We start from the raw sequence: 22,584 nt of genomic DNA, 5'->3' as shown, positions 1-22,584 counted from the left end.
GGACACGCATTGCGCTACTTGCTTCTAGAAAAAAGTACCCCTAAACGAGTGGCACCAACCATGTTCGGTTTTCAAACAATTGATGGAGAAATAATTCCTTTTGCAACTGGTGAGCTAGCGCTACGCGCTGGCGAAGCAATGTTAATAGGAGGGCTTTTTGTAGGAACAGTGTTATTGGAATCTAGATAAAGGTGATTTTTATTACGGCTTTCTCTGCTAAGGGAGCAGGAAAGTCAGTGAACAATGTTGCAATAGGTGTGTGAAAACCCCGCTGGCTCTGCTTGCGGGGTTTTTGCGTTCGGCATCTGCGTGTTAAGGTAGCCTATTATTAGCTGAACCCGAAGTGCAACTAAATAAAAATATTGTGCAGTTCAGTTACAGTATCTCCGTTTGACGTGCAAGCAGGGCAATTCCACTTCGGAAATCGTGGGGCTGATAGCCTAGCTCCCGCTGTGCTTTGCTGATGATGAAACCCGTACGTGGCGGGCGTTTGGCTGGCTGCGAGAAGCTGCTGGCATCTACTCTGGTAATGAGCGAGCTGTCGAGTTGAAAGTAGTCGGCTACTTGCAGCGCCATTTGGTAGGGCGTTAGCAGCTCGCTGCTGCTGATATGGTAGATGCCTGAGGCGCTGTGCTTGGCGGTAAGCCAGCAGCCTTGGGCGAGGTCTTCAGCAAGGGTAGGCGTGCGAAACTGGTCGTCGACTACTTTGATTGGTTTGCCAGCACGCAACGAGTCGCGCACCCAAAGCACAATATTGGTGCGGCCATAGTCATGGGCGGTGCCGTAAACTAACACGGTGCGCACAATTGCCCACTGGCCGTGGCTGGCCTGCACAATTCGTTCGGCGGCCAGCTTACTTTCGCCGTAAAAATTGATAGGTGCCGGTTGTGCGTCCTCCGTCAGTGGCCCCTCTTCACCGTTGAAAATAAAATCGGTGCTGACGTGTGTAAGATGCACTCCATGCGCTGCGCAGGCGGCTGCCAAGTACTCAACGGCCGTCACGTTTTGCTGCCAGCACGCTTCCTGGTTTAGCTCGCACTCATCCACGTTGGTCATGGCCGCCGTGTGGATAAGGTGCGTGGGTTGCTCCTGCGCCACCACTGCCTCCACCTGTTGCTGGTTGGCTACATCAAGCACTACAAAGCGCACATCCGGATAAAGTCCGGCTAGTTTGTTGTGCCCGCGTGAGGTAGCTACCAACTCTACATTGGGCTGTTGGCGAAGCAGTGCTACTAGCTTCTGCCCTAGCAAACCATTGGAACCCGTAATCAGAATACGCATAGCTGAATGGCTTGATTGCTAAATACTTGGCAGTTCAATGAGTTGTCAGAACTGCCAAGCATCAACTATGCAGCCACTTAACCATCAAACCCCCTTTACTGATACTGGTACCCGTAGAGCTCCGTGATTTTCTTCTTCTTGAGCTTTTCCACTTTCATCGTCATCTTGATGTCGGTAAGTGGACGGTCCCGCTCGTTTTTGGGTTGGGTGGCTATTTTGTCCAGCACGTCGAGGCCGCTGATTACCTGCCCGTACACCGTATACTGACCATCGAGGTGTGAGGTACCCTGGTGGTTTTGCACGAGGTAGAATTGCGAGGCGCTACTCGCCCGATCCGGATTCACGAAGTCGCCTTGGCGGGCGGCGGCTAGGGCGCCAAACTTATGCTTGAACTCCGGACGAATTTCCGCCGGAATGGTAGCGGCGTCGGGTTGCCCCATACCGTCGTTGTCGGGGTCCGAGTCTTTGGAGTTAGCGTCGCCGCCCTGAATCATGAAGTTTGGGATGACTCGGTGGAAAGTGGTGCCGTTGTAGAAGCCGCTCTCGGCTAGCTTCAGGAAGTTGGCTTTGTGCTTGGGCGTGGCATCAAAAAGGATTAGCTTAATATCGCCAAGCGAGGTACTGATGGTTACAAGTTGATCCTTTTTACTGAATTTAGGGCGTTTGGTAGCTTGTAGGGTTGGCGCCGTCAGCAGTAGCAGGAAAGCGCACAACAGCGCCGAAAAACGGGAAGCAAGATTCATAACGTAGCAAGCACAAAAGGTTAGTGCGGCGAAATTAAGCTGTTTCGCCGGGTAGCGCCACAAATTCCGACCGGAGTAGGCCATAAATAGCGCTATCATAGAGCTTGCCGTCGCCCCCACGAAACACTTGGCGCAACACTCCTTCACGCTCAAATCCTAAGCGCCCCGCTAACGCGCCACTGCGTAGGTTGGTGAGACGGGCGCTGCAGTACACTCGCTCTAAGTCAAGGCGCTCGAAACCCCATGCCAGACCGGCCTGCGCCGCCTCAAGCATTAGCCCGCGGCCTTCGGCTTCGGCCGCTAGCATGTAAGCCACTTCGGCTTTGGGGACGCTCCAGTCGATGTTTTTGAAGCTAAATAGTCCTACGCACTGCCGGGTAGCTGTTTCCCATATACCAAATTGATAGCCAGCGCGGGTGTGCCACTCCCTTATTTTTTCTTCGATGAAATTAGCGGCCGTTGCCGCATCACGGACCGCCGCTAGTGTTTGGGGAAAGTCGATGGTAAGGCGCGGGCGGTTGGCGTCTAGCAAGTCAAGTAGCGTGTGCCGGTCTTGGGGTTGCCAGGGGCGCAGAAGCAAACGTTGCGTTTCAATCATAAATGCTGGCGTGAAGTTTACTATGGCTACTCGAGGGTTGGTGTGCAGAGAACCAGAAACTGTAGCGCGAGGCCTCCGGTGAACAGCACCAACCCGAGAACAGCAAGCACTAGTTACAACGGATTATTCGAACCGTTTGTGGGCTCTGGTGCTCTGGTGGGCTTATGCTTCATAGTTCGAGGCCAAGAAATATATCCGGTAACTTCCGACGAAATAGAGGAGTTTCCGTATGGTGCGCCAACGGTTCTGCTTTCCTTTTTCACTTTTTATGAACGACACACTTACGCTTTCGGCGCCACGGCCCCATTGGTTTCCTAAGCTACTGCTGGCTTTGTATGCGGTAGAATTTATTGTGCTAGGCATCAACCCGGTGGAGCGCGGCACTTGGTGGGCCGAAAACGTGCCCATTTTTCTGATTGTGGTGGCGCTGGTGGTGTTGTACATGCGCGGAGTCCGGTTTTCGAACCTGGCGTACGCGCTGATGAGTGTATTATTGTTCATGCACACTGTGGGCGGGCACTACACCTTTGAAAAGGTACCTTTCGATTGGTTCAACACGCTCTTCGGCTTCAAGCGCAACATGTACGACCGGGTAGCGCACTTCTCGGTGGGTTTCTACGCCTACGCCATCATCGAGCTGACGGACCGTTATGGCACCATCCGCAGCCGGGCTATCAGCTACCTCTTCCCGCTCTGCGTCATCGGCACCGTCGCAATGATCTACGAGCTCATCGAATGGATATACGCTGAAGTAGCCGGTGGCGACGCTGGTGCGGCCTTCCTTGGTAGCCAGGGTGACATTTGGGACGCTCAGAAAGACATGCTGGCCGACACCAGCGGTGCCGTTTTCGCCCTCCTGCTCTACGCCCTGTTCCACCGGCGGAAGTGAGTTGTTACGTGCTAATTGATAGTCAGCTGACTTTACTGGCACGACAACTAGAAACCAGAAACTTAAGCCACTGAACGGGCTTGGCGGATGCTGTCCAGAATTTGCTGGCCGCCACGGCCCAGGATCTGCTCGGCTACCTGGACGCCAAGCGCGTCGGCATCGGTGGTAGCGGCCGACTGTACCTCTTCAAGTAGTTGCTCACCGTCGAGGCTGATGAGGCCGCCGTGGAGCTGCACGGTGCCTGCGGTGGTGAGCGTGGCCAAAGCGAAAGACGGAATACTACAGCCACCTTCCATAGTGCGCAGAAACGCTCGCTCGGCCGCCAGGCAAATGTGCGTGGGGCCATGGTCGAGAATGCGCTGAATCTCTAACTTCAGTTCCGGGTCGAGGCTGCGGGCGCACTCAATAGCAACGCTGCCCTGACCAGTGGCTGGCACAAACTGCGTTTCGGGCAGCGTGTGGCGGATAAGAGCATCGTACTCCATGCGGTGCACACCGGCGTAGGCCAGCACCAGCGCATCGTACTGGCCTTCTTCCAACTTACGCAAACGGGTTTGGAGGTTGCCACGGGCTTCGGCAGTAGTAGCGTTAGGCAAAAAACGCTTCAACATAGCCTTGCGCCGGGTGCTGCTGGTGCCCAATACCAAACCGGGCTTGTGCAAATCGAGGTCAGCTTGAAAACTAACTACCACGTCGTTTACCTGCTCCCGCTCCATAAAAGCCAGTAGTTCCAAATCGGCGGGGATGCTGCTTTGCACGTCTTTGGCGCTGTGCACCGCAATGTCGACGTGCCCGGTACGTAAGCCAACTTCCAACTCTTCGGTGAATACCCCTTTCGCACCAATTTTATCGAGCGAACGGTCGAGAACTAAGTCACCGGTTGTAGTGATGACGACAATTTCGGTCATGATGCCGGCTTGCTCTAGGCAGGCGGCTACGTGGTTGGCCTGCCACAGGGCTAGTCTGCTGCCTCGGGTGCCAATGCGAACGGTCTTTTTCAAGGGTACGAATCCAGTGATTATATAAGTCAACCGAGGCTACTCCTATAGCATCAGGTTATACGGCTTGCCGATTATCTTGAACAGCAGAAAAGGCAATAGATTCCTAAACGGCTTCAGGATTTGGTGATGCTGTTGCTATCCCCGACTTTGCGACAAACAAAGATACTGCTACCAACTCTGTCACCGATTGCTATAGACTTTTTAGCAGTAGCTATAGCTTTTTAGCAAATCGTACTTTCTGCGTTTCCTGGCTCTAGGCAGCAGTTTTGAGTAGCTCGGCCACACGCAACGACACATCTACGAACACCATGCGCGGGTTAGCGTTACGCTCAATATGGTAGTGCGCCTCGTTCAGTTCACGCGTGAGCGGGTCGGCGTTGCGGGGCGTAACGAAGCGACTGAAACCGGTGATGAACTGCTGCTCGGCAGCCGGCAAATGCGGCACCAGCTGCGGGTCGAGGCCGTAAAGCAACACCTTGCGCAGAAGCCCTAGCGCGAACTGCATGAACTCCTTCTGGTTTTCGCGGCCTAGCTTCTGAAAGTCGTCGCTGGTGACGAGCATCTCGCTTACATTGTTGCTGTAGCAGAGGCGCATCCACTTTACAAAAAGCGTGAAATAGTCGTGGTCGGCGGTGGCGGCGTTTTGGGCGGCCAGGGCGGCGCCGGGGTTGCCCTCGGCAAGCTGCGCTAGTTGCCGCGCTTTCACTTCCGGAATCTGATGGACAGTGCTCAGCCAGTTGGTTAGCTCATTTTCCGGGAGCGGGCGCACGACTACAGGCTGCACCCGGCTGATGATGGTAGGCAGCAGCTGCTCGGGCGCATAACTCACCAGCAAAAACACGGTGGCAGGCGGTGGCTCTTCCAACAGCTTCAGCACCGCGTTGGCGGCAGCCGGGTGCATCAGCTCCGGCAGCCAGACAATCACAATCTTGAATTGAGCCTCAAAGGCTTTCAACGACACTAGTTTCAGCAGCTGCAAGCTTTCCTCTTTGGAAATGCTACCCTGCTTATTCTCGGCCCCAATGTGCTGCATCCAGTCGTTGAGGCCCTGATAGGGGTCGTCGAGCACGAAGCTGCGCCACTCGGCCATGAACTTGCTGCTGGTAGCATCCTTGGCCACCGCCTTAGTGGTTGTGACGGGCACAATGAAGTTCAGGTCGGGATGAATCAGTTTGTCGATTTTCTGACAGCTCGGGCACTGTCCGCACGAGTCCTCGTCTTCGGGCCTGCGCTGCTCGCAGTTCAGAAACGTGCCATAGGCCAACGCCAGCGCCAACGCCCCCGACCCCTCGGCCCCCCGGAACAGTTGCGCGTGCGCCACGTGGTTGCGCCGCACCGATTGCACCAGCAGCTGCTTTACCTGTTGCTGGCCAGGAATTTCAGAAAAACGCATCCTAATGTCATTTAACAATTAACATTTATCATTTATCAGTGTGCAAGCATCGTTGTGCTGTCAACCATAATGCGCGGGATAAGTAGCGGATTCGAGTTGAATGTTAAATGATAAATGTTAATTGTTAATTAACCTCTCCCAAACCCTGTCCTTGGCCGTCGCCTCGTACACTTCCTTTATAATAGCTTGCTCCACGGCATCGTATTCCAGTTGGCGACGGGCCATTACGCGTTCTGCCACTTCCGTTACTTTGGGCAGCTTGAACGTTTCGAAACCGGCGGCGCCGCCCCAACTAAAGCTCGGGATGAACGTGCGCGGAAAACCAGCCCCGAAAATATTGGCTGCCACGCCTACCACCGTACCCGTGTTGAACATGGTATTGATGCCGCATTTGCTATGGTCGCCCATCATGAGGCCACAGAATTGCTGGCCGGTATTCACGAAGCGCCCGGCCGCGTGGCTCCAGATTTTAACGGCTGCGTAGTTGTTTTTCAAGTTCGACGTGTTGGTGTCGGCCCCGAGGTTGCACCACTCGCCGATAACGGAATTGCCCATGTAGCCATCGTGGCCCTTGTTGCTATAGCCGAAGAAAATGCTGTTGGCCACTTCGCCCCCTACTTTGCAAAAAGGCCCAACGGTATTGTCGCCGCGCATCTTAGCGCCGGGGTTAATGTGTGAGCCCTCTCCAAGCGCCAATGGCCCCATGATGATAGCGCCCTCCTGTATCTGCGAATTCTTGCCTAGGTAGATAGGCCCGTTCTCCGCGTTCAGAATGGCCGCCCGAATCTTGACACCCGGCTCAATAAATATGTTTTCCGGCGCATAAACGATGGTATGCACGTCGCCCACCGGCTCCGACTGCCGGCCCTTCGTCAGCAACTCGAAGTCGCGGCGGATTTCGGCGCCGTTGTATAAGAACAGGTTCCACACTTCCCGGATGATAGTGACTGGCTCCGTTACCTCGTGCGTTTTCTGGAAGCCGTCCTGCATTAGCGCGGCTGCCCGTGAAGCATCCGCTACGTGCGCTGCTATCAGCACTTGGCCGCTGTACAACACCTCTCCTACTTGCAGATTCTGCACCTGTTGCACCAGCACGTCGTCGGGGCAGACAGCTCCATTAATTACCAGTGCTGGCCCCTCGGTGGAACCGGCCGGATATTTCGCTTGCAGATAAAGCTCCGTCAGGTATCCGACGGATGTTTGTAAGCGGTGCTGCCATTTTTCGGCCAGCGTAAGAATGCCACAGCGCAAGCCCGCCACGGGCCGCGTAAAAGTGAAGGGCAGCAAGTGCGGCCGGATAGCAGGATCGTCGAAAAGTAGAACGTGCATAGTTTTTAAGCGTCAGGCTACAGGTTGCAAGCTACAAGCTGTAGGCGCAAGCAGACGAAATAGTAACCATTTCGTCTTGCTTTCATCAATAAAAAAACTCCCGCCAAGCTACTGCCGACGGGAGTTCATAAGAACAGCTTACAGCTTGTGGCTGAGAGCTTGCAGCTTTAAATCTATTTCTTCTGGTAGCGGTTGCGGAATTTCTCTACGCGGCCAGCGGTGTCAAGCAACACGTTTTTGCCAGTGTAGAAAGGGTGCGACTCGCTGCTCACCTCCACTTTGATGACGGGGTAGCTCTTACCGTCTTCCATCGTGACGGTCTCGTTGGAGTTCATCGTCGAGCGGGTGATGAATTTAAATCCGCTCGAGGTGTCCTGAAACACGACTTCGCGATACTCGGGGTGAATGTTCTTTTTCATGGTCGAAATGCCGTTTGTACCTGGTTGCCTGCCGATTTTGCGGAAGGGACTGCAAAAGTACATGTTACGCTTTACTTTCAAAAGCCTAAATTGTCTTTTCTGCGTTTTGAAGCCGGTAAGGCTTGTACTATTAGAAAATGTTTATTTTTGGCGCCGTTATTGACTTATTATTACCTATCGGTTTTCTCCTTATCTGCCACCATGCTCCATAAGGTCAGTGTCTCGCTTTTACTGTTCGTGCTACTGAGTGCCACACTGGCTTTCGGTGCGACCATCACGCTTTTCCAAGCCAGCTACGACAATTCCAACGTGCGTCTGGTTTGGGAAGTAGCCAATGAAAGCGGCGTGTTGAACTACGATCTTTACCGCAAGGCCAACAACGAGCCGACGTTCACCAAGCTCACGACCATCTCCCCCTCGGGCCAGTCGCGCTACCAGTACCTCGACTCCGATGTATACCGCGGCACCCCAAACGGGATGGGTACCCAAGGAGGTGGCCCCTTCACGTACCGGCTCACGGTACGCACCACCGCCGGCGACCAAAGCTACACCAGCACCCTCGGCCAAACGCCAAGCGCCGTCCAACGCTCTTGGGGCAGCATCAAGTCGATGTTTCGCTGATGGCTAAATTATTGAATAGTTGATTGTTTCCCCTAGCCGGCTTGTCCGGTTTTTTTATACCCTACCCTATTCTTGCATTGCCTTTATTTGCGTTTGGCTGTGCGTCTAATCAGCAGCAATCAACCATTTAACAATTAAACTATTTCCCTCATGCGCCTCTGCTTTGCTTCTAATAACACTCATAAGCTCGATGAAATACGGCCGTTGCTGCCACCGGACACAGAACTGCTGAGCTTAGCTGCTATCGGTTGCCATGAGGAGCTTCCCGAAACGCAGGACACGTTGGTGGGCAATGCACGTCAGAAGGCGCTTTATGTGTGGGAGCACTACGGCGTGCCTTGCTTCGCCGACGATACCGGCTTGGAGGTAAGGGCTCTAAACGGGGAACCGGGCGTGTACTCGGCCCGCTATGCTGGCCCCCAACGCCTGGCCGCCGACAACGTGGCCAAGCTGCTGCAAGAACTGCAAGGCCACGCCGACCGGTCAGCACAGTTTCGCACCGTGGTAGCCCTGGTGTTGCCGGATGGTACAGTACACGAATTTGCGGGCGCAGTAGAAGGCACCATTACCGAAGCAGTCAGCGGAAACGGCGGCTTCGGCTATGACCCCATCTTCCGCCCTAAGGAAGGGGACGGCCGCACTTTCGCCGAAATGACCACAACAGAGAAAAACCAGATAAGCCACCGCGCCCGCGCAGTGGCGGGGCTGGTTCAGTTTCTGAACGAGGCAAATTTTTGATGGAAGTTACTGTAGTAGATGCCTGATTAACAGTTGCTTTATCAGCTAAAAGACTTATACTTCCACGGTTTTAAAGGGGAAGGAATAGGAGTTGGTGATTAAGCTGGTTTGAAAATTATCTGTGCAAGACGGCAAGCTCCTGAGTCCTCAAGACCCTAATTGATTACTTTTGCAGGGTTGGCCCCACCGGTACGGGCCATTTATTCGCCTCATGCAACATCCTTTCATCGTCGGCATCACGGGTGGTAGCGCCTCGGGCAAGACCACTTTTCTGCGCCGGCTGCTGGCCTCATTTCCCGAACACGAAATCTGCCTGATTTCGCAGGACAACTACTACCATCCGCGGGAAAGCCAGCAGGTTGATGCTCAAGGCGTCACCAACTTCGACTTACCTTCCAGCATTGATTCCGTAGCCTATGCCGCTGATGTCTTGCGCCTTAGCCAAGGCCAGCAAGTACGGCGGCCGGAGTACACGTTCAACAATCCGAACGCAAAACCAAAGGAACTGGTGTTTCAGCCCGCGCCCATTGTAGTAGTAGAAGGCATCTTCGTCTTCTATTTCGAGGAGGTGGCTAAGCTGCTAGATCTCAAGGTCTACATCGATGCCGAGGAACACGTGAAGCTGCAACGCCGCATCGTGCGCGACCGAGACGAGCGCGGCTACGACCTGGAAGACGTGCTTTACCGCTACACCAACCACGTAGCGCCCACCTACGAGAAATACATCAGGCCCTTCAAACAGGACGCCGACATCGTTATTCCTAACAACCGGCACTTCGACCGGGGCCTGGAGGTGCTGGTGTCCTTCCTGAAATCGAAGATTGTGAAGTAGCTCTTTGAGTTGGTAGTGCAGGCGCTTCGCTTTCACGTGGCAAGCCCCACGGCAAGGGCCGCACTGGACTTAGGAATGGGTTAGCGAAGCACTTCACGGTCTTCGCTAACCCATTCCTAAGTCCAGTGCGGCCCTTACTATAACAACCGTTTTCTTTTGCTGGAACTACCGTAACATTTTACGGGTCACGACGGCCGTCAACGCCTACACTAGATTTTGTGAATCTCACCAAGCTGAGTGGACAGTAGTAGCGCGGAACGGATTTCCGCGCTACTACTGTCCACTCAGCTTGGTGAGATTCACTTCTATCGTGGCTTGAATAGTGGGTTTAGGTTGCCTAAAACCCAAAATGTTGTTAGTAGCAGTGTAAGCAGAAATAAGGCTTTTCTCATATCGAAGAGCAGACTGGCCCAAGCCCGACTATATAATTTATTTGAAAAACATTATTTCAACATGAATTTATAAGTCATTGCATCACTACCCCTTTACATGGCTGATTGATTTAGTTATATTTGTAGCCCTGAGGTTGACTATGCTGCTGCTGCTTACTAAAATTTTGCCTCGCTTGCGTTTTGCGCTGCTCACAGCTACGATGCTGTTTGTGCTGTCGCTCAACCACCAAGCCGTTGCCACTTTCCGGGTGCCAACGGGCAAATCTGCGCGCATTGGTTTGCCGGCCAAGGTAACCGTGGTGAAGAAGAAAGTGACGCTGGAAGCCATTGGCACGGTGGATTTGCAAACCGCGCCACAGGCCGACGCTTGGCTGCCGTGGCCCGCACCTTACAGTTGGCTTCCCGCCATGCGGCGGGCGCTAACTGTGCCTCGTCCTTTATTGGGTATTCGTCCGGCCGCGGTGTTCCGCGCCCGGCTTTTAGTTGCGGCCCTCTCGCCGCAGGCTCCTTAGCGCCGCTTGGTTCGAGCGGCTGTCCGTGGTTGATTACCGTGGTGGCTATCTGTTTTGTCTTGCGGTTGCGCTGGTATTTATTATTAGACCGGCGGAGCGTTTGAGTGGCAAGACCATCCTTTCCAAGTTTCAACTTTTACTATTTTTCAATGCGTAATAAAGGACTAATCATCGGGTTGACGATTATCGTGTCGGCCCTTTGTATCTACTTTCTGACCTTCACGTTCATTTCGCGCCGGGTGCAGAACGATGCCGTGGTGTACGCCACCAAGAACGGCCAAGTGAACCAGCAGCAGCGCCAGCACTATCTCGATTCGGTGTGGCGCGCCCCAGTTACCAGCCTACTCGGCGTTGACTACACCTACCGGGATGTACGCTCCTCGGAGCTTGGCCTTGGCCTCGACCTCAAAGGTGGTATGCACATGACACTGGAAGTATCGCCAGTGGAAATTGTGCGCGCCATGAGTGGCAACTCCAAAGACCCCAGGTTCAACCGGGCTATGGAGCAGGCACAGACCGCCCAAAAGGCCAATCCTTCGACGCCCTTCACGACGCTGTTTGCGCAAGCTTACCGCGACGTAGCCCCCGGCGACAACCTGGCCCGCATCTTCGCTAACACCACCAACAAGAGCCGCGGCATCGACATCAACTCCACCAACGAGAAAGTGCTTGGCGCTATCGACAAGGAAGTGGAAGAAGCCATCGACCGTTCGTTCAACATCCTGCGCACTCGTATCGACAAGTTCGGTACCAGCCAGCCGAGCATTCAGCGCGTAAAAGGCACGGGCCGCATTCAGGTAGAACTGCCCGGTGTCGACAACCCCGACCGGGTACGCAAGCTGCTGCAAGGCCAAGCCAAGCTGGAGTTCTGGGAAGTTTGGCGCCAAGACGAGTTCGGCCCCTACCTCCAGCAGCTCGACCAAGCGCTGATTGCCAAAGAAAAAACCGCCACCCCGGCTACGGCTGCCGCCGGCGCCATGGCTACGGCCACCGATTCGGTGGCCGCGAAAGGCGACTCTACCTCGCTGGCCAGTCAGCTCGCCAACAAGAAAGCCGCCGCTACGGCCAAGGCTGACTCCACTAAGCCACAGCAAAACTCGGTACTGGCTCGCCTGTTCACCATGCCAATTCCCGGCCAGCTAGGCGTGAACCTGCGCGACACGGCCCGGATGAACGCCATTCTTCGCTCGCAGGAAGCCCGTGCTATTCTGCCCCCCAACCTGACGCTGCTTTGGAGCGTGAAGCCCGAAATTATTGAAGGCCAGGAATATCTGAAGCTGAATGCTATTCGCAAAACCCCCGGTACCGAAGCGCCTTTGGGCGGTGAGGTAGTGGCCGATGCCCGCCAGGACTACGACCAGGGTGGCCGCCCCGAAGTAAGCATGGCCATGAACCCTTCGGGCGCTAAAAAATGGCAGAGAATGACGGGCGCCAACATCGGCCGTCAGGTAGGTATCGTGCTCGACGACTACGTGTACTCGGACCCGGTGGTGCAGTCGGAAATTGCCGGCGGCAACACCAGCATTTCGGGCAACTTCTCGATTGAAGAAGCGCAAGACCTTTCCAACGTACTGAAAGCCGGTAAGCTGCCCGCGCCTACGCGCATCGTGGAAGAAGCCGTAGTTGGTCCGTCGCTCGGACAGGAAGCCATCAACCAGGGCTTGTACTCTTCGTTGGCTGGTTTGCTGATTATCATGGCGTTTATGGCCCTCTATTATGGCCGTGCTGGTCTGGTAGCCGATGCCGCACTGTTGTTCAACAGCTTCCTGATTCTGGGGGTGCTGGCGCAGTTTTCGTTTGCTCTGACGCTGCCTGGTATTGCCGGCTTGATCCTGGTATTCGCCTCGTCGGTGGATGCTAACGTATTGATTTTCGAGCGGATTCGGGAAGAATTGGACCACGGCCTGACCCTGCAAGATGCCATTGCCAAAGGCTACTCACGCGCCTTTTCGGCCATTTTCGACTCCAACGTCACCACGCTCATCATTGCTCTGATTCTGTTCATCTTCGGAACGGGCCCGGTGCAGAACTTCGCCGTAACGCTGCTGATTGGTATTTTCACTTCGTTCCTGTCGGCCGTTTATATCTCGCGCCTCATCATTGAGTGGCTGGTGAAGGGCAAGGAAGTCAGCAAGATGACCTTCTCAACCTTCCTCTCTCGGAAGCTGTTCAACAACCTGAACTTCGACATCGTAGGCAAACGTAAGATTGCCTACGCCTTCTCGGCTGCTTTCATTGTTATCGGCTTTGTGCTGATGGCCATTCAGGGCGGTCCGAACTTGGGAGTTGACTTCCGCGGGGGCCGCGCCTACGTAGTTGACTTCGCCAAGCCGGAAGTAGCTTCCGACGTCCGCGAAGCCGTAACTGCCTCGTTCCAGGGGGCAGGCACGGAGGTGAAAACCTTCGGCAACGCCAACCGTCTGCGCATCACCACCGGTTATTTGGCTGATGATGAAAGCGTAGTAGCCGACAAGAAAGTGGAAAATGCCTTGCTGGCCGGCCTGAAGAAATACGGCGCCGACAACCCGCAGATCCGGAGCACGTCGAAAGTAGGCGCTACCATTGCCGACGACATCAAGCGCACCTCGGTGCTGAGCTTGGGTCTGACACTGTTGGGCATCTTCATCTACGTGTTGTTCCGCTTCGAAAAGTGGCAGTATTCGATGGCGGCCGTAGTGGCCCTGTTCCACGATGCGCTGCTGGTTATTGCCTGCTTTCCGATTGCCCGTTTGTTTGGATTGAACTACGAGATGGACCAGATTTTTGTGGCGGCGGTGCTAACCATCATCGGCTTCTCGATGAACGACACCGTCGTTATCTACGACCGAATCCGGGAATACCTGCGGGAGAATCCTAAGCTGACCTTCGCGCAAGTGGTGAATCCGGCTCTGAACAGCACCTTCTCGCGTACCATGATTACGTTCACCACTCTGTTCCTGGTGGTGCTCGTACTCTACATCTTCGGTGGTGAAACGCTGCGCTCGTTCTCGTTTGCCATGCTGGTGGGTATCATCTTCGGTACGTATTCGTCGCTGTTCATCGCAACGCCGATCATCCTCGACACTTACGGCCGCAAAGAAGCTCGTGAGCGGGGCACCGACATGTCCACTCAAATTTCCGACGACGTCGACGCGCCTAAGCTGTCGAAAGCAACGGTATAAGTGGGATAGAACAGAAAGAATAGACGAGAGCCCGGCCAATTGGCCGGGCTCTTTTTTTTGTAGTTGATTGTAGCGCGGAAATCCGTTCCGCGACGAGCGGAGCGAGTTCCCACGCGTACGGTGCGGTGCCGGATACTCGCTTCGCTCGTCGCGGAACGGATTTCCGCGCTACATTTTCATTATATTTTCTCTCCCGCAGGCAACCATTTTTCGAAGCCTTGCGAGTGGCCTAATGAATCTTCTCCCTCGCTATTGTGGCTGGCCCCGAACTGGATTCTGCGCTCCTTACAACTATCCTGGCTGGCTGTCAAAAGCTGGAGCAGGCTAGTCAGCGGCGGCTGTACATGCTCTATTACAGCTACGGGCTGAGCGTATGCTTACGCTACCTCCACGACCGGGATGTGGCGCTGGAAGCCGTGAACGATGGCTTCATGAAAGTTTTTCAGGAGTTGCCACGCTACGACACCGTGCGCCATGCCGATGTATCGGGCTCTTTGCGCGGCTGGATTCGCAAGATTATGGTGCACACCGCTATCGACCGATTCCGGGCTACTTCGCGGCACGCGTTTCAAGCCGATTTGGATTCGGTGGCTCACTCGCACGCAGATAGCGGCCACTCCCCCATCGACTCGCTCTCGTTCGAGGAGTTGCTGCAGCTGATAGCGCAGCTGACGCCAGCTTATCGGGCCGTGTTCAATATGTACGTCATCGACGGGTACACCCACGAGGAAATTGGCAGCCAACTCGGTATTTCGGTGGGTGCCTCCAAGTCAAATCTTTTTAAAGCCCGGGAGCATCTAAAAACCCTTCTTAAAAAAAATAAACACCATGCTTACGCCAAATATGTCGGATGAAGAGCTGGACGACTTAGTCCGGCGCAGCGCCGAGGCGTACCCGGAGGAACTTCCTTTGGGTAACTGGCTACGCATGGAAGAAAAGCTGCAAGAGGCAGCCACGGACCGGCTGGTGCGCCGGAAAGTGATGCGGCTTTTCATGCTTGAAATGGCTATACTAGCGGTGTTGCTGCTCTTGTGGCAAGGGTACCGCATCGTGAACATGGGCGCCGAGGTAGCACAGCAGCCAACCCGTGTTGTGCTGACTACTGACAAGAAAGAGGCTACAGCCAACAAGCCGTTAGCAGCTACCCAACCAAGTAAGCCGGCAGCAGCACAAGCAAATAGGCCGCTAACGCCAACCACACCGAAAAGCCTGGCTATCGTCACGAAAAAAGCTCCCGAATCCGCTTTGATTTTAGCTTCTGCTGCTGCTGCCGTGGCTCCAGCTGCCCCAAGCCAGCTATTGGCTCCTGAAAACCGACGCCAGGGAACAGGCTTTTATCTACCGCTTACCCGTGGCTTAGCGACCCAAAAGCGCAGGCGCGTGATCGAAACCACTGATGAACAGCCCGCTAGTATTGCAACTGGCAAGACTTCCATACCCAAAAACGAAGTAGAGCAATCCGCTAGCCGCCCGGAAACGGGCAATATGCCCACCACAAACGAACCGCTGGTTTCCACGGGCTTGGCTGCTACTCCTACCCTGGCGCCCTCGACATCTCAACAAGCAGAAGTAGCTCAAAAGCCTTCGCTAACGACCACAATTGTTCCTACTGCACCAGTTGCGGACACGATGGCGCAGAAACTAACGCTGCCAACGCCCCTACCCGACTCGACGCAGACGAGGCGGCCAGCGCAGCCCCGGCCAAGTCATCGGTTGGTGGTGGGAATACTAGTGGCCCCTTCGTTTAGCGCCGTGCGCCGCCTCGAAACTGCTCGATTTGGCAACGACCTGGGTATCACGCTGGAATATCGATTGACGTCGCGGTTGCGTGTGCGTACTGGCCTGACTCGGAGCATAAAAAACTACGGCGCAGCCAGTTCCGATTACACTGCCCCGGCTGGCTGGCAATGGCGGCCGGGCGACTACGAGGTAAATGCCGATTGCCGCGTCACGGAAATTCCGCTGGATTTGCGCTACGATGTGGTTAGCCGCCCGACTTATAGTGTATTTGCCAACGTAGGGCTGACTTCAGCGCTGATGCGCTACGAGTGTTACGACTACGATTACCAAGTAAATGGCCAGCCCAGAACAGCCGTTGCGAAGGTGTATAATGGTGCCAATCATGCCTTTGGCCTACTCAACTTGTCTGGTGGAGTGGAACGGACGCTTGGCAGCCGCTGGTCGGTGCAGGCCGAGCCCTTCTTGGAGCTGCCGTTAGGCGGCGTGGGGGCGGGCAAAGTGCGGTTGAGCAGTGCAGGCGCTGCCTTTTCCTTGAAATACGGATTGTTGCGGTAAGTTGCTTTTCACTTTCAGCATAGCCTACGGGCGCTGGTTTCATAGTTTTTTCTGGTCCTGCTCGCGATAGGGCCACTTTTTCAGGCTCAACTATAGCCGTGCACTGCTGCGCCTCGACGGCTAGCTGTATAGCTATTCAGTCAGCCTTCCTTTCTCCTTGCTATTTCACCTTCATCTAAGAAAAAATGCTTAGACAGCCTCCCTATGCCCTGCGGACCCGCTTTCTGACGTGGTATGTCGTAGCGCTACTTTTTCTCGGCCTTACACCTGTCGTCAGTAGTTGTACTGGCTCCGACGACGATAACGCCGCTCCGACGCCCACTGTTAAGCTCGTTGACAATGCGGCCCTCGGCTCTTATCTGGTCGATGCTCAAGGCAATACGCTCTACTATTTCACCCGCGACCTGGCGGGCACCAATACCTGCACGGGCGGCTGTGCCCCTGTTTGGCCTATCTTCTTCGAGCCCAATCTGGTGCTCGGCGAAGGATTGAAAGCCGAAGACTTTGCCACCATCACTACCGCTGACGGCCAATTGCAAATCACCTACAAAGGCTGGCCCATGTATTACTACTCCCCTGTTGATGCGGCGGGCCAAAATGTGCGAGAGAAGGCCGGCGAGGTGAAAGGCGAAAATGTAGGCGGGGTATGGTACGTGATGAAGCCCGACTATTCGGTGCTCCTGGCCCGCACCAGCGTCGTCAATAAAACCAGCAGTCAGAGTGCCCTGAAGAGCTTTCTGCTTGATAGCCAAGGCCGCACCCTCTACACCTTCGGCCGCGACCAAACGGCCCCCGCCACGCAAGCCACCAATTGTAGCGGCAACTGCATTGCCACGTGGCCAGTGTATCTGGAAGCAGGCCGGACCCTTCCTTCTAACCTGAAAAGCAGTGACTTCGGCGTCATTACGCGCCCCGATGGCCCGAACGGTGCCACCCGACAGCAAACCACTTACAAGGGCATGCCGCTCTACTACTACACCCCCGACGGCGCGCAACGCAACAAGGTAGAAGGCGATGGGGTCGGCAATATCTGGTCGGTAGCTACTCCTTAATACCACTGCCTGGCTAAGCCCGCGTGGCCCTACAACCGGCATCTTTTTCGATTTGTCACCACATGCATTCACTCTATGTACAACAAACTGCTGCTTTTGCTAGGGTCAGGGCTTCTGCTCACGGCTTGCGCCTCCGAGAATGGGGAAGATCAGACGCCCGACGCGCCGCCGGCTCCGACCTGTAACACAGCAAATGTTACCTATGCCTTAACCGTGGCGCCGCTACTCCAGAAAAACTGCACTTCCTGCCATAATAGCAACTTCGCGGGCGGCCGGATAAACCTGAGCACTTACGACCAGGTCCGGACAGTAGCCTTGAGCGGCCGGCTCATGGGCTCGGTCGACCACGAAGCCGGCTACTCCCCCATGCCCAAAGGTGGCACCAAGCTGGACGATTGCGACATCAGCCAACTGCGCAAATGGGTAACCGACGGAGCAGTAAACAATTGATTCATGATGGCTAGTACTCACCTACTCCTTTCTGTATGAAATCCGAAGTATTCTTGGTTGTGCTTTTACTAAATGGGCTAACAATGTTGCCTAGCCTAGCCCAAAGCAAGTTTATGACGCGCACGGGCTCTATCAACTTCTTCTCTGCTACACCGATTGAAGATATTGACGCGCGCAATCAGCAAGTGGGCGCGGCTGTAGATGTGCAGTCGGGGCAGGTAGCGTTTACCGTGCCGATGAAATCGTTTCAGTTCCCGAAATCTTTGATGCAGGAGCACTTCAACGAGAACTACGTGGAATCGGAGAAGTACCCGAAAGCCACTTTTTCCGGGCGGCTAGTGAACTGGACCGCAGCTACGCTGCCTGCTACGGGCGCGCAGCCGGTGCAAGTGGAAGGCGACCTAACCATTCATGGCGTGACCAAACGCGTGCGCGTACCCGGCACGCTGGAAAAACAGGGTAACCAGCTGCTGGTCAAATCGAAGTTCGCCGTGGCCCCGGCCGATTACAACATTGAAATCCCGGCACTGGTACGCAGTCAGATTGCCAAATCCGTGGACGTCACCGTGAATCTAGCCTGCACTCCAGCTCCCTAGGGCCTCGGCAGGCTTAATCTAGTCAGTAGGCACGAAGCACTACCAACTAAGATCCTATCCGAATAGGTCTTGTCATTCCGAGATTCCGCGCCTCAAGCGGCGAGAGGAATCTGAGTAAGGTCGTTGGATGAGTGTTTAACTGATGTTACGCACCGAATTAGTAGGAACACTAGCAAGGGGCTCTCGCTTCTTTAGAAAAGGCGATTTTAAAGCAATCAGCCGCTGCGGTGCGTAACATCAGTGTTTAACTCAGATTCCTCTCGCCGCTTGAGGCGCGGAATGTCGGAATGACAAGACCTATTCGGATAGGATCTAAGCATGAAGCATAGGACACGAAATACCCAACACCAAGCACTAACCTTATGATTTCAACCTCAACACTTTGGCGAGTGGCTGGCGGACTGGCCCTCCTGCTTCTACTGGCGCCCTTCAACATGCAGGCGCAAGATTTACTGAACCAACTGGAACGTGAAACCACGGATAGTTTGCGCCGCGAATATGTAACAGCCACTTTCAAAGGCACGCGCGTTATCAATGGTCATTCCATCGAAACGCCAGGCAAGGGCAGCATGCTCTTTCTGATTTCGCACCGCTTTGGTACGCTCAACAGCGGGGCCTACGAGTTTTTTGGGCTCGATCAAGCTACTATTCGGCTGGGGCTGGAGTATGGGCTCACCGACAACCTGGCCGTGGGAGTGGGGCGCAGCTCTTTGGAGAAGACCTACGACGGTTTCGTGAAGTACAAGGCGGTGCGTCAAAGCAGCGGTCCGCGCCCGATGCCGGCATCAGTAACGCTCTTGGCTACTTCGGCGGTCAGCACGCTTAAGTTCGATCCGCAGCCTGAGCGCTCCACTACTTCGCGTTTCACCTACTCCTACCAGGCGCTGATAGCTCGCAAGTTTAGCCCAAATTTGTCGCTGCAGTTGATGCCAACGCTGGTTCACCGCAACTACGTCGACTTGCGTCGCGACCAAAACGACGTGTATGCCATAGGAGCAGCGGCCCGCCAGAAACTAACCAAGCGCTTAGCTCTCACGGCTGAATACTACTACCTGCTGCCTGGCGCCACCGCCGACGACTACCGCAACTCCTTGGCTCTCGGCTTTGATATCGAAACGGGCGGCCACGTGTTTCAACTGCACTTCACCAACTCGCAGGGAATGATTGAAAAATTCTTTGTACCGCAAACCACAGGAGATTTTTTTGACGGTAATATTTACTTTGGTTTTAATATCTCCCGCGCTTTTCAATTACGCGACCAGAAATAGAGACACCAGCCTTATAATTATTAACTTTAAAAAGCCTCAAGCCTTACAATAAAAAAACCAGCACATTTTATGCGCTGGTTTTTTTATTGTAAGGCTTGTTATTTAGATACTGCTATTTTATTTACGCTCGCCTATTTTCTTGGCTGGCACACCCGCCCATATTTCATTAATTCCCACTGATTTCGTTACAATAGCACCAGCCGCAACAATAGCTCCTTGCCCGATTGTAACACCTTTCAACACGACCACATTCACTCCGAGCCACACGTTTGGGCCAATGGTAATTGCGGCTTTAGGTCCGCTCTGGATTCTCATTAACTCGTGCAGTGACGTGCCGTGGTCATGGTCGATGAACCGGCAGCCGGAAGCAATTAATACATCATTGCCAATGCTGATACTTTCACTGATGTTGAATTCGCAGCCGGAGCCAATAAATACGTTGTCACCTATTGTAATGGCAGAGCGAGGTTCCCAAATGCCATCGTATTTAAAATATATATCGTGTTCTAATTTACAATTGACGCCAAGTTTCACCTGATGCGGCCAAGTAACATGCAGGCGCGGCAATATAGTGCCTTTTCCTACTTTCATTCCAAATGCACTCAGCCATAATTTTCTAAAAAAATGCAATAGCATTACATAATATCTATTCTTAACAACGAAATAACCATGCTGAATTAAATAACTCATTTTATCTGGTTGAGCTTTGAAATTTGTTTTAAGCCCGAAATATAGGCCAAAAAAATACCTCTGCGGAAAAGCAGAGGTATTCATTAGCAAGTCAAAGGCTCCTGATTCGTGAGTTTACCTCGTTGAAGACCAGCAGAATAAAGAGCGAAAAATCAGGTATTAAGTTAGATGGTGACGCCTTCGGCAACCACTTCTTTCACCTCGGGCACCATGCGCTTGAGCAGGTTTTCGATGCCCGATTTAAGCGTAACCGTAGCCGAGGGGCAGCCGGAGCAGGAGCCTTGCAGGTTCACAGTCACGATGCCATCCTGGTAGCTTTTGAAGGTGATGTTACCACCATCCTGCTCCACGGCGGGGCGCACGTAGTTGTCGAGCAGGTCGATGATTTTTTGGCTGGTTTGCTGGTCGGCTTCCGACGAGTCGCCGGTGACGGCGGCTTGCTGAGCGGCTTTCTGCTCGGCAGCGGGGTCGACGGTGAAAATAGGCCCGGCAGCTTCGATGTACGACTTCAGGAAGGTGCGCAGCTCGGGAATGAGCTGGGCCCACTGCAGGTCGGTAGTTTTGGTGATAGTCACGAAGTTCTGGGCGATGAACACGCGGCCCACATAATCGAAGTTGAATAGCTCCTGGGCCAGCGGCGAATTGGCGGCGGCTTCCAGGTTTGGATAGTCTACGCTCACCCCATCAGCTAACAGCTGGGCGTTAAGCACAAACTTCATGGATTCGGGGTTAGGGCTGGCTTCGGCGTAAATTGAAACCGGACCAGCGGGGGCAGTGAGTTGTTCAGCCATGTTTGAAAGACTTGGAGACAAGCGGGAGAAAGTTTGCCGGTTTCGTACCGGTCTGTCCTATAAAACCGCGCAGGGCGCGATTAGTTGCAAAGATAGGGAAGTCCACGAGGATAAGATATACGCAGGCAACCCGCCCTACGGCTGCCCCCGTATCTTGCCATCATGCTTGCCCGCCTCACTGCCGCTCTGTTTCGCCCAATTGATATTGCCTGGCTGGTTGTAGCCCGCATTGTTGTGGGAGTTTTGCTGGCGCTGGAAATGGCTGGTAGTCTGGCATTAGGGTTTGTGCGCGAGTACACCGAGCCCCAGCTTCATTTCTCTTATATGTTGTCGGCTTGGTTGCCTGATTGGTCGCCCGCCTTTATCTGGGGGTTCCACCTGGGCGCTATAGCGGCAGGCGTGGCGGTGGCGGCCGGCTGGCATTTCCGCCCGGCGGCCCTAGTTTTGACGGTTTGCTACACGCTGCTGTTTTTGGCCGAGCAAACGCGGTTCATCAACCACTTCTATCTCTATTGCCTAGTGGCGGCCATGCTTGGGCTGATGCCCGCGCACCGCGCCGCCTCGGCCGATGTACGCGCCGGCCGGGTGTTGCCAGCGGCCACTACTCCCGCCTGGACGCGCTATCTGCTGTTGTTTCAGATAAGCGTGGTCTATTTTTATGCGGGCTTGGCCAAGCTCAACGCCGATTGGTTTATGGCCCGCCCCCTGACGGTGTGGCTGGCTCCTAAGGTTAGCTATCCCATAATCGGGCCGTTGCTGGGGAGCAGCAGCTTACCCTGGATCATGAGTTACGCGGGCGTAGCTTTTGACCTGCTGGTGGTGCCGCTGCTGTTGTGGCGCCGCAGCCGGCCGTGGGCATTTGGGGCAGCTGCGTTTTTTCATCTTTCCAACGTGCTCGTTTTCGGATTGGGCACGTTTCCGTGGTTTTCCCTACTGATAACGGCCGCTTTATTTTTCTCGCCTTCCTGGCCCCGGCACACCCCGGGCCTGCGCCGTTGGATAGCTGCTCACGTGCCGCTGTCGGTTCCAACTGCCACGCCTCCCCTACCTACTGCTCCGCGCTCCGCGCCCGTTTTGCTAACTGCGCTTGGCTTTTATGCGCTGGTGCAGCTGCTGGTTCCGTTCCGGCACTTCCTATATCGGGGCGACGTGCACTGGACCGAGGAGGGGCATCATTTTGCTTGGCATATGATGCTGCGCGCCAAGTCGGGCTCGATCAGCTTCCGGGTGGTTTTGCCTGATGGCCGAACCGAAACCGTGGCGCCTACCTCTTACCTTACGCACCGCCAGTATATTAAACTCGTCGGTCAACCCGACTGCATTCTGCAATTCGCCCACTTCCTAGCCGCCGAGTACGCCCGGCGGGGCCAGGGTCCGGTTGCAGTTTACGCCGATTCTTACGTGCAGCTTAACAAGCGCCCCATCCGCCCCATTGTCGCACCTACCACCAACCTGGCCGCCCAACCCCGCACCCTCGGCCTCTACACTTGGATAACGCCCGCACCGCCGCTACGGTGAAGTTGTGAAAGATGA

The 22,584-nt window shown here is 54.6% G+C and carries 22 protein-coding genes; 13 read left to right on the top strand and 9 right to left on the bottom strand.

The features are described from left to right. Positions 1–375: 375 nt before the first annotated feature. From VF639_RS15890 to VF639_RS15880, 3 genes are all read right to left on the bottom strand, one after another. On the bottom strand, positions 376–1,281 hold the full coding sequence (locus tag VF639_RS15890; protein ID WP_331146908.1) for an SDR family oxidoreductase: 906 nt from the start codon (positions 1,279–1,281) through the stop codon (positions 376–378). 95 nt (positions 1,282–1,376) lie between these two features. Beyond that, the gene (locus VF639_RS15885; RefSeq protein ID WP_331146907.1) at positions 1,377–2,024 is read right to left on the bottom strand and encodes a peptidylprolyl isomerase; all 648 of its coding nucleotides are present in this window, start codon (positions 2,022–2,024) and stop codon (positions 1,377–1,379) included. 34 nt (positions 2,025–2,058) lie between these two features. Beyond that, positions 2,059–2,622, bottom strand: a complete 564-nt coding sequence (locus VF639_RS15880) for a GNAT family N-acetyltransferase (protein ID WP_331146906.1) — start codon at positions 2,620–2,622, stop codon at positions 2,059–2,061. A 268-nt stretch (positions 2,623–2,890) separates the two neighbouring features. On the opposite strand from VF639_RS15880, the gene VF639_RS15875 reads away from it, so the two are divergent. Continuing rightward, positions 2,891–3,511 (top strand): DUF2238 domain-containing protein, encoded by a 621-nt coding sequence (locus tag VF639_RS15875; protein ID WP_331146905.1) that lies wholly within the window; start codon positions 2,891–2,893, stop codon positions 3,509–3,511. A 62-nt stretch (positions 3,512–3,573) separates the two neighbouring features. On the opposite strand, the gene hemC is transcribed toward VF639_RS15875, so the two are convergent. From hemC to VF639_RS15855, 4 genes are all read right to left on the bottom strand, one after another. Continuing rightward, positions 3,574–4,512, bottom strand: a complete 939-nt coding sequence (gene hemC, locus VF639_RS15870) for a hydroxymethylbilane synthase (RefSeq protein ID WP_331146904.1) — start codon at positions 4,510–4,512, stop codon at positions 3,574–3,576. 253 nt (positions 4,513–4,765) lie between these two features. Beyond that, complete coding sequence (locus VF639_RS15865; RefSeq protein WP_331146903.1) at positions 4,766–5,905, bottom strand: DNA polymerase III subunit; 1,140 nt, start codon at positions 5,903–5,905, stop codon at positions 4,766–4,768. A gap of 117 nt (positions 5,906–6,022) precedes the next feature. Then, entirely contained in the window at positions 6,023–7,234 is a 1,212-nt protein-coding gene (locus VF639_RS15860) for a GlmU family protein (protein WP_331146902.1), read from the bottom strand. A 173-nt stretch (positions 7,235–7,407) separates the two neighbouring features. After that, positions 7,408–7,653 (bottom strand): type B 50S ribosomal protein L31, encoded by a 246-nt coding sequence (locus VF639_RS15855; protein WP_022822257.1) that lies wholly within the window; start codon positions 7,651–7,653, stop codon positions 7,408–7,410. 201 nt (positions 7,654–7,854) lie between these two features. On the opposite strand from VF639_RS15855, the gene VF639_RS15850 reads away from it, so the two are divergent. The 11 genes from VF639_RS15850 (at position 7,855) to VF639_RS15800 (ending at position 19,570) form a co-directional block, all read left to right on the top strand. After that, positions 7,855–8,274, top strand: a complete 420-nt coding sequence (locus VF639_RS15850) for a hypothetical protein (protein ID WP_331146901.1) — start codon at positions 7,855–7,857, stop codon at positions 8,272–8,274. 150 nt (positions 8,275–8,424) lie between these two features. Further along, entirely contained in the window at positions 8,425–9,012 is a 588-nt protein-coding gene (rdgB, locus tag VF639_RS15845; protein ID WP_331146900.1) for an RdgB/HAM1 family non-canonical purine NTP pyrophosphatase, read from the top strand. A 211-nt stretch (positions 9,013–9,223) separates the two neighbouring features. After that, on the top strand, positions 9,224–9,844 hold the full coding sequence (udk, locus tag VF639_RS15840) for a uridine kinase (RefSeq protein ID WP_331146899.1): 621 nt from the start codon (positions 9,224–9,226) through the stop codon (positions 9,842–9,844). Between the two features lie 565 nt (positions 9,845–10,409). Further along, complete coding sequence (locus tag VF639_RS15835) at positions 10,410–10,748, top strand: hypothetical protein (protein WP_331146898.1); 339 nt, start codon at positions 10,410–10,412, stop codon at positions 10,746–10,748. A gap of 149 nt (positions 10,749–10,897) precedes the next feature. Beyond that, positions 10,898–13,909, top strand: a complete 3,012-nt coding sequence (secDF, locus tag VF639_RS15830; RefSeq protein ID WP_331146897.1) for a protein translocase subunit SecDF — start codon at positions 10,898–10,900, stop codon at positions 13,907–13,909. A gap of 254 nt (positions 13,910–14,163) precedes the next feature. Next, entirely contained in the window at positions 14,164–14,763 is a 600-nt protein-coding gene (locus tag VF639_RS15825) for an RNA polymerase sigma factor (RefSeq protein ID WP_331146896.1), read from the top strand. Further along, positions 14,738–16,204, top strand: a complete 1,467-nt coding sequence (locus VF639_RS15820; RefSeq protein WP_331146895.1) for a hypothetical protein — start codon at positions 14,738–14,740, stop codon at positions 16,202–16,204. Before VF639_RS15825 ends, VF639_RS15820 begins: the two co-directional genes overlap by 26 nt. Positions 16,205–16,389: 185 nt before the next feature. Beyond that, complete coding sequence (locus tag VF639_RS15815; RefSeq protein ID WP_331146894.1) at positions 16,390–17,256, top strand: hypothetical protein; 867 nt, start codon at positions 16,390–16,392, stop codon at positions 17,254–17,256. A gap of 75 nt (positions 17,257–17,331) precedes the next feature. After that, the gene (locus VF639_RS15810) at positions 17,332–17,706 is read left to right on the top strand and encodes a hypothetical protein (RefSeq protein ID WP_331146893.1); all 375 of its coding nucleotides are present in this window, start codon (positions 17,332–17,334) and stop codon (positions 17,704–17,706) included. Between the two features lie 35 nt (positions 17,707–17,741). Then, entirely contained in the window at positions 17,742–18,302 is a 561-nt protein-coding gene (locus tag VF639_RS15805) for a YceI family protein (protein ID WP_331146892.1), read from the top strand. Between the two features lie 362 nt (positions 18,303–18,664). Next, on the top strand, positions 18,665–19,570 hold the full coding sequence (locus tag VF639_RS15800) for a DUF5777 family beta-barrel protein (RefSeq protein ID WP_331146891.1): 906 nt from the start codon (positions 18,665–18,667) through the stop codon (positions 19,568–19,570). 117 nt (positions 19,571–19,687) lie between these two features. Here VF639_RS15800 and VF639_RS15795 read toward each other — a convergent pair whose 3' ends face one another. Both VF639_RS15795 and VF639_RS15790 read right to left on the bottom strand, forming a co-directional pair. Next, the gene (locus tag VF639_RS15795) at positions 19,688–20,344 is read right to left on the bottom strand and encodes an acyltransferase (protein ID WP_331146890.1); all 657 of its coding nucleotides are present in this window, start codon (positions 20,342–20,344) and stop codon (positions 19,688–19,690) included. 80 nt (positions 20,345–20,424) lie between these two features. Then, entirely contained in the window at positions 20,425–21,051 is a 627-nt protein-coding gene (locus VF639_RS15790; protein ID WP_331146889.1) for a NifU family protein, read from the bottom strand. A gap of 162 nt (positions 21,052–21,213) precedes the next feature. Here VF639_RS15790 and VF639_RS15785 point away from each other — a divergent pair, with 162 nt between their 5' ends. Then, a complete protein-coding gene (locus tag VF639_RS15785) occupies positions 21,214–22,569 on the top strand; it encodes an HTTM domain-containing protein (RefSeq protein ID WP_331146888.1) in 1,356 nt (451 codons plus the stop codon). The last annotated feature ends 15 nt before the right edge of the window (positions 22,570–22,584 follow it).

Origin of the sequence: Hymenobacter sp. (assembly GCF_036387835.1) — a bacterium.
Classification (GTDB): domain Bacteria; phylum Bacteroidota; class Bacteroidia; order Cytophagales; family Hymenobacteraceae; genus Hymenobacter.
The sequence above is the reverse complement of the archived record's forward strand: the minus strand, read 5'-3'. Positions and strand labels throughout refer to the sequence as shown.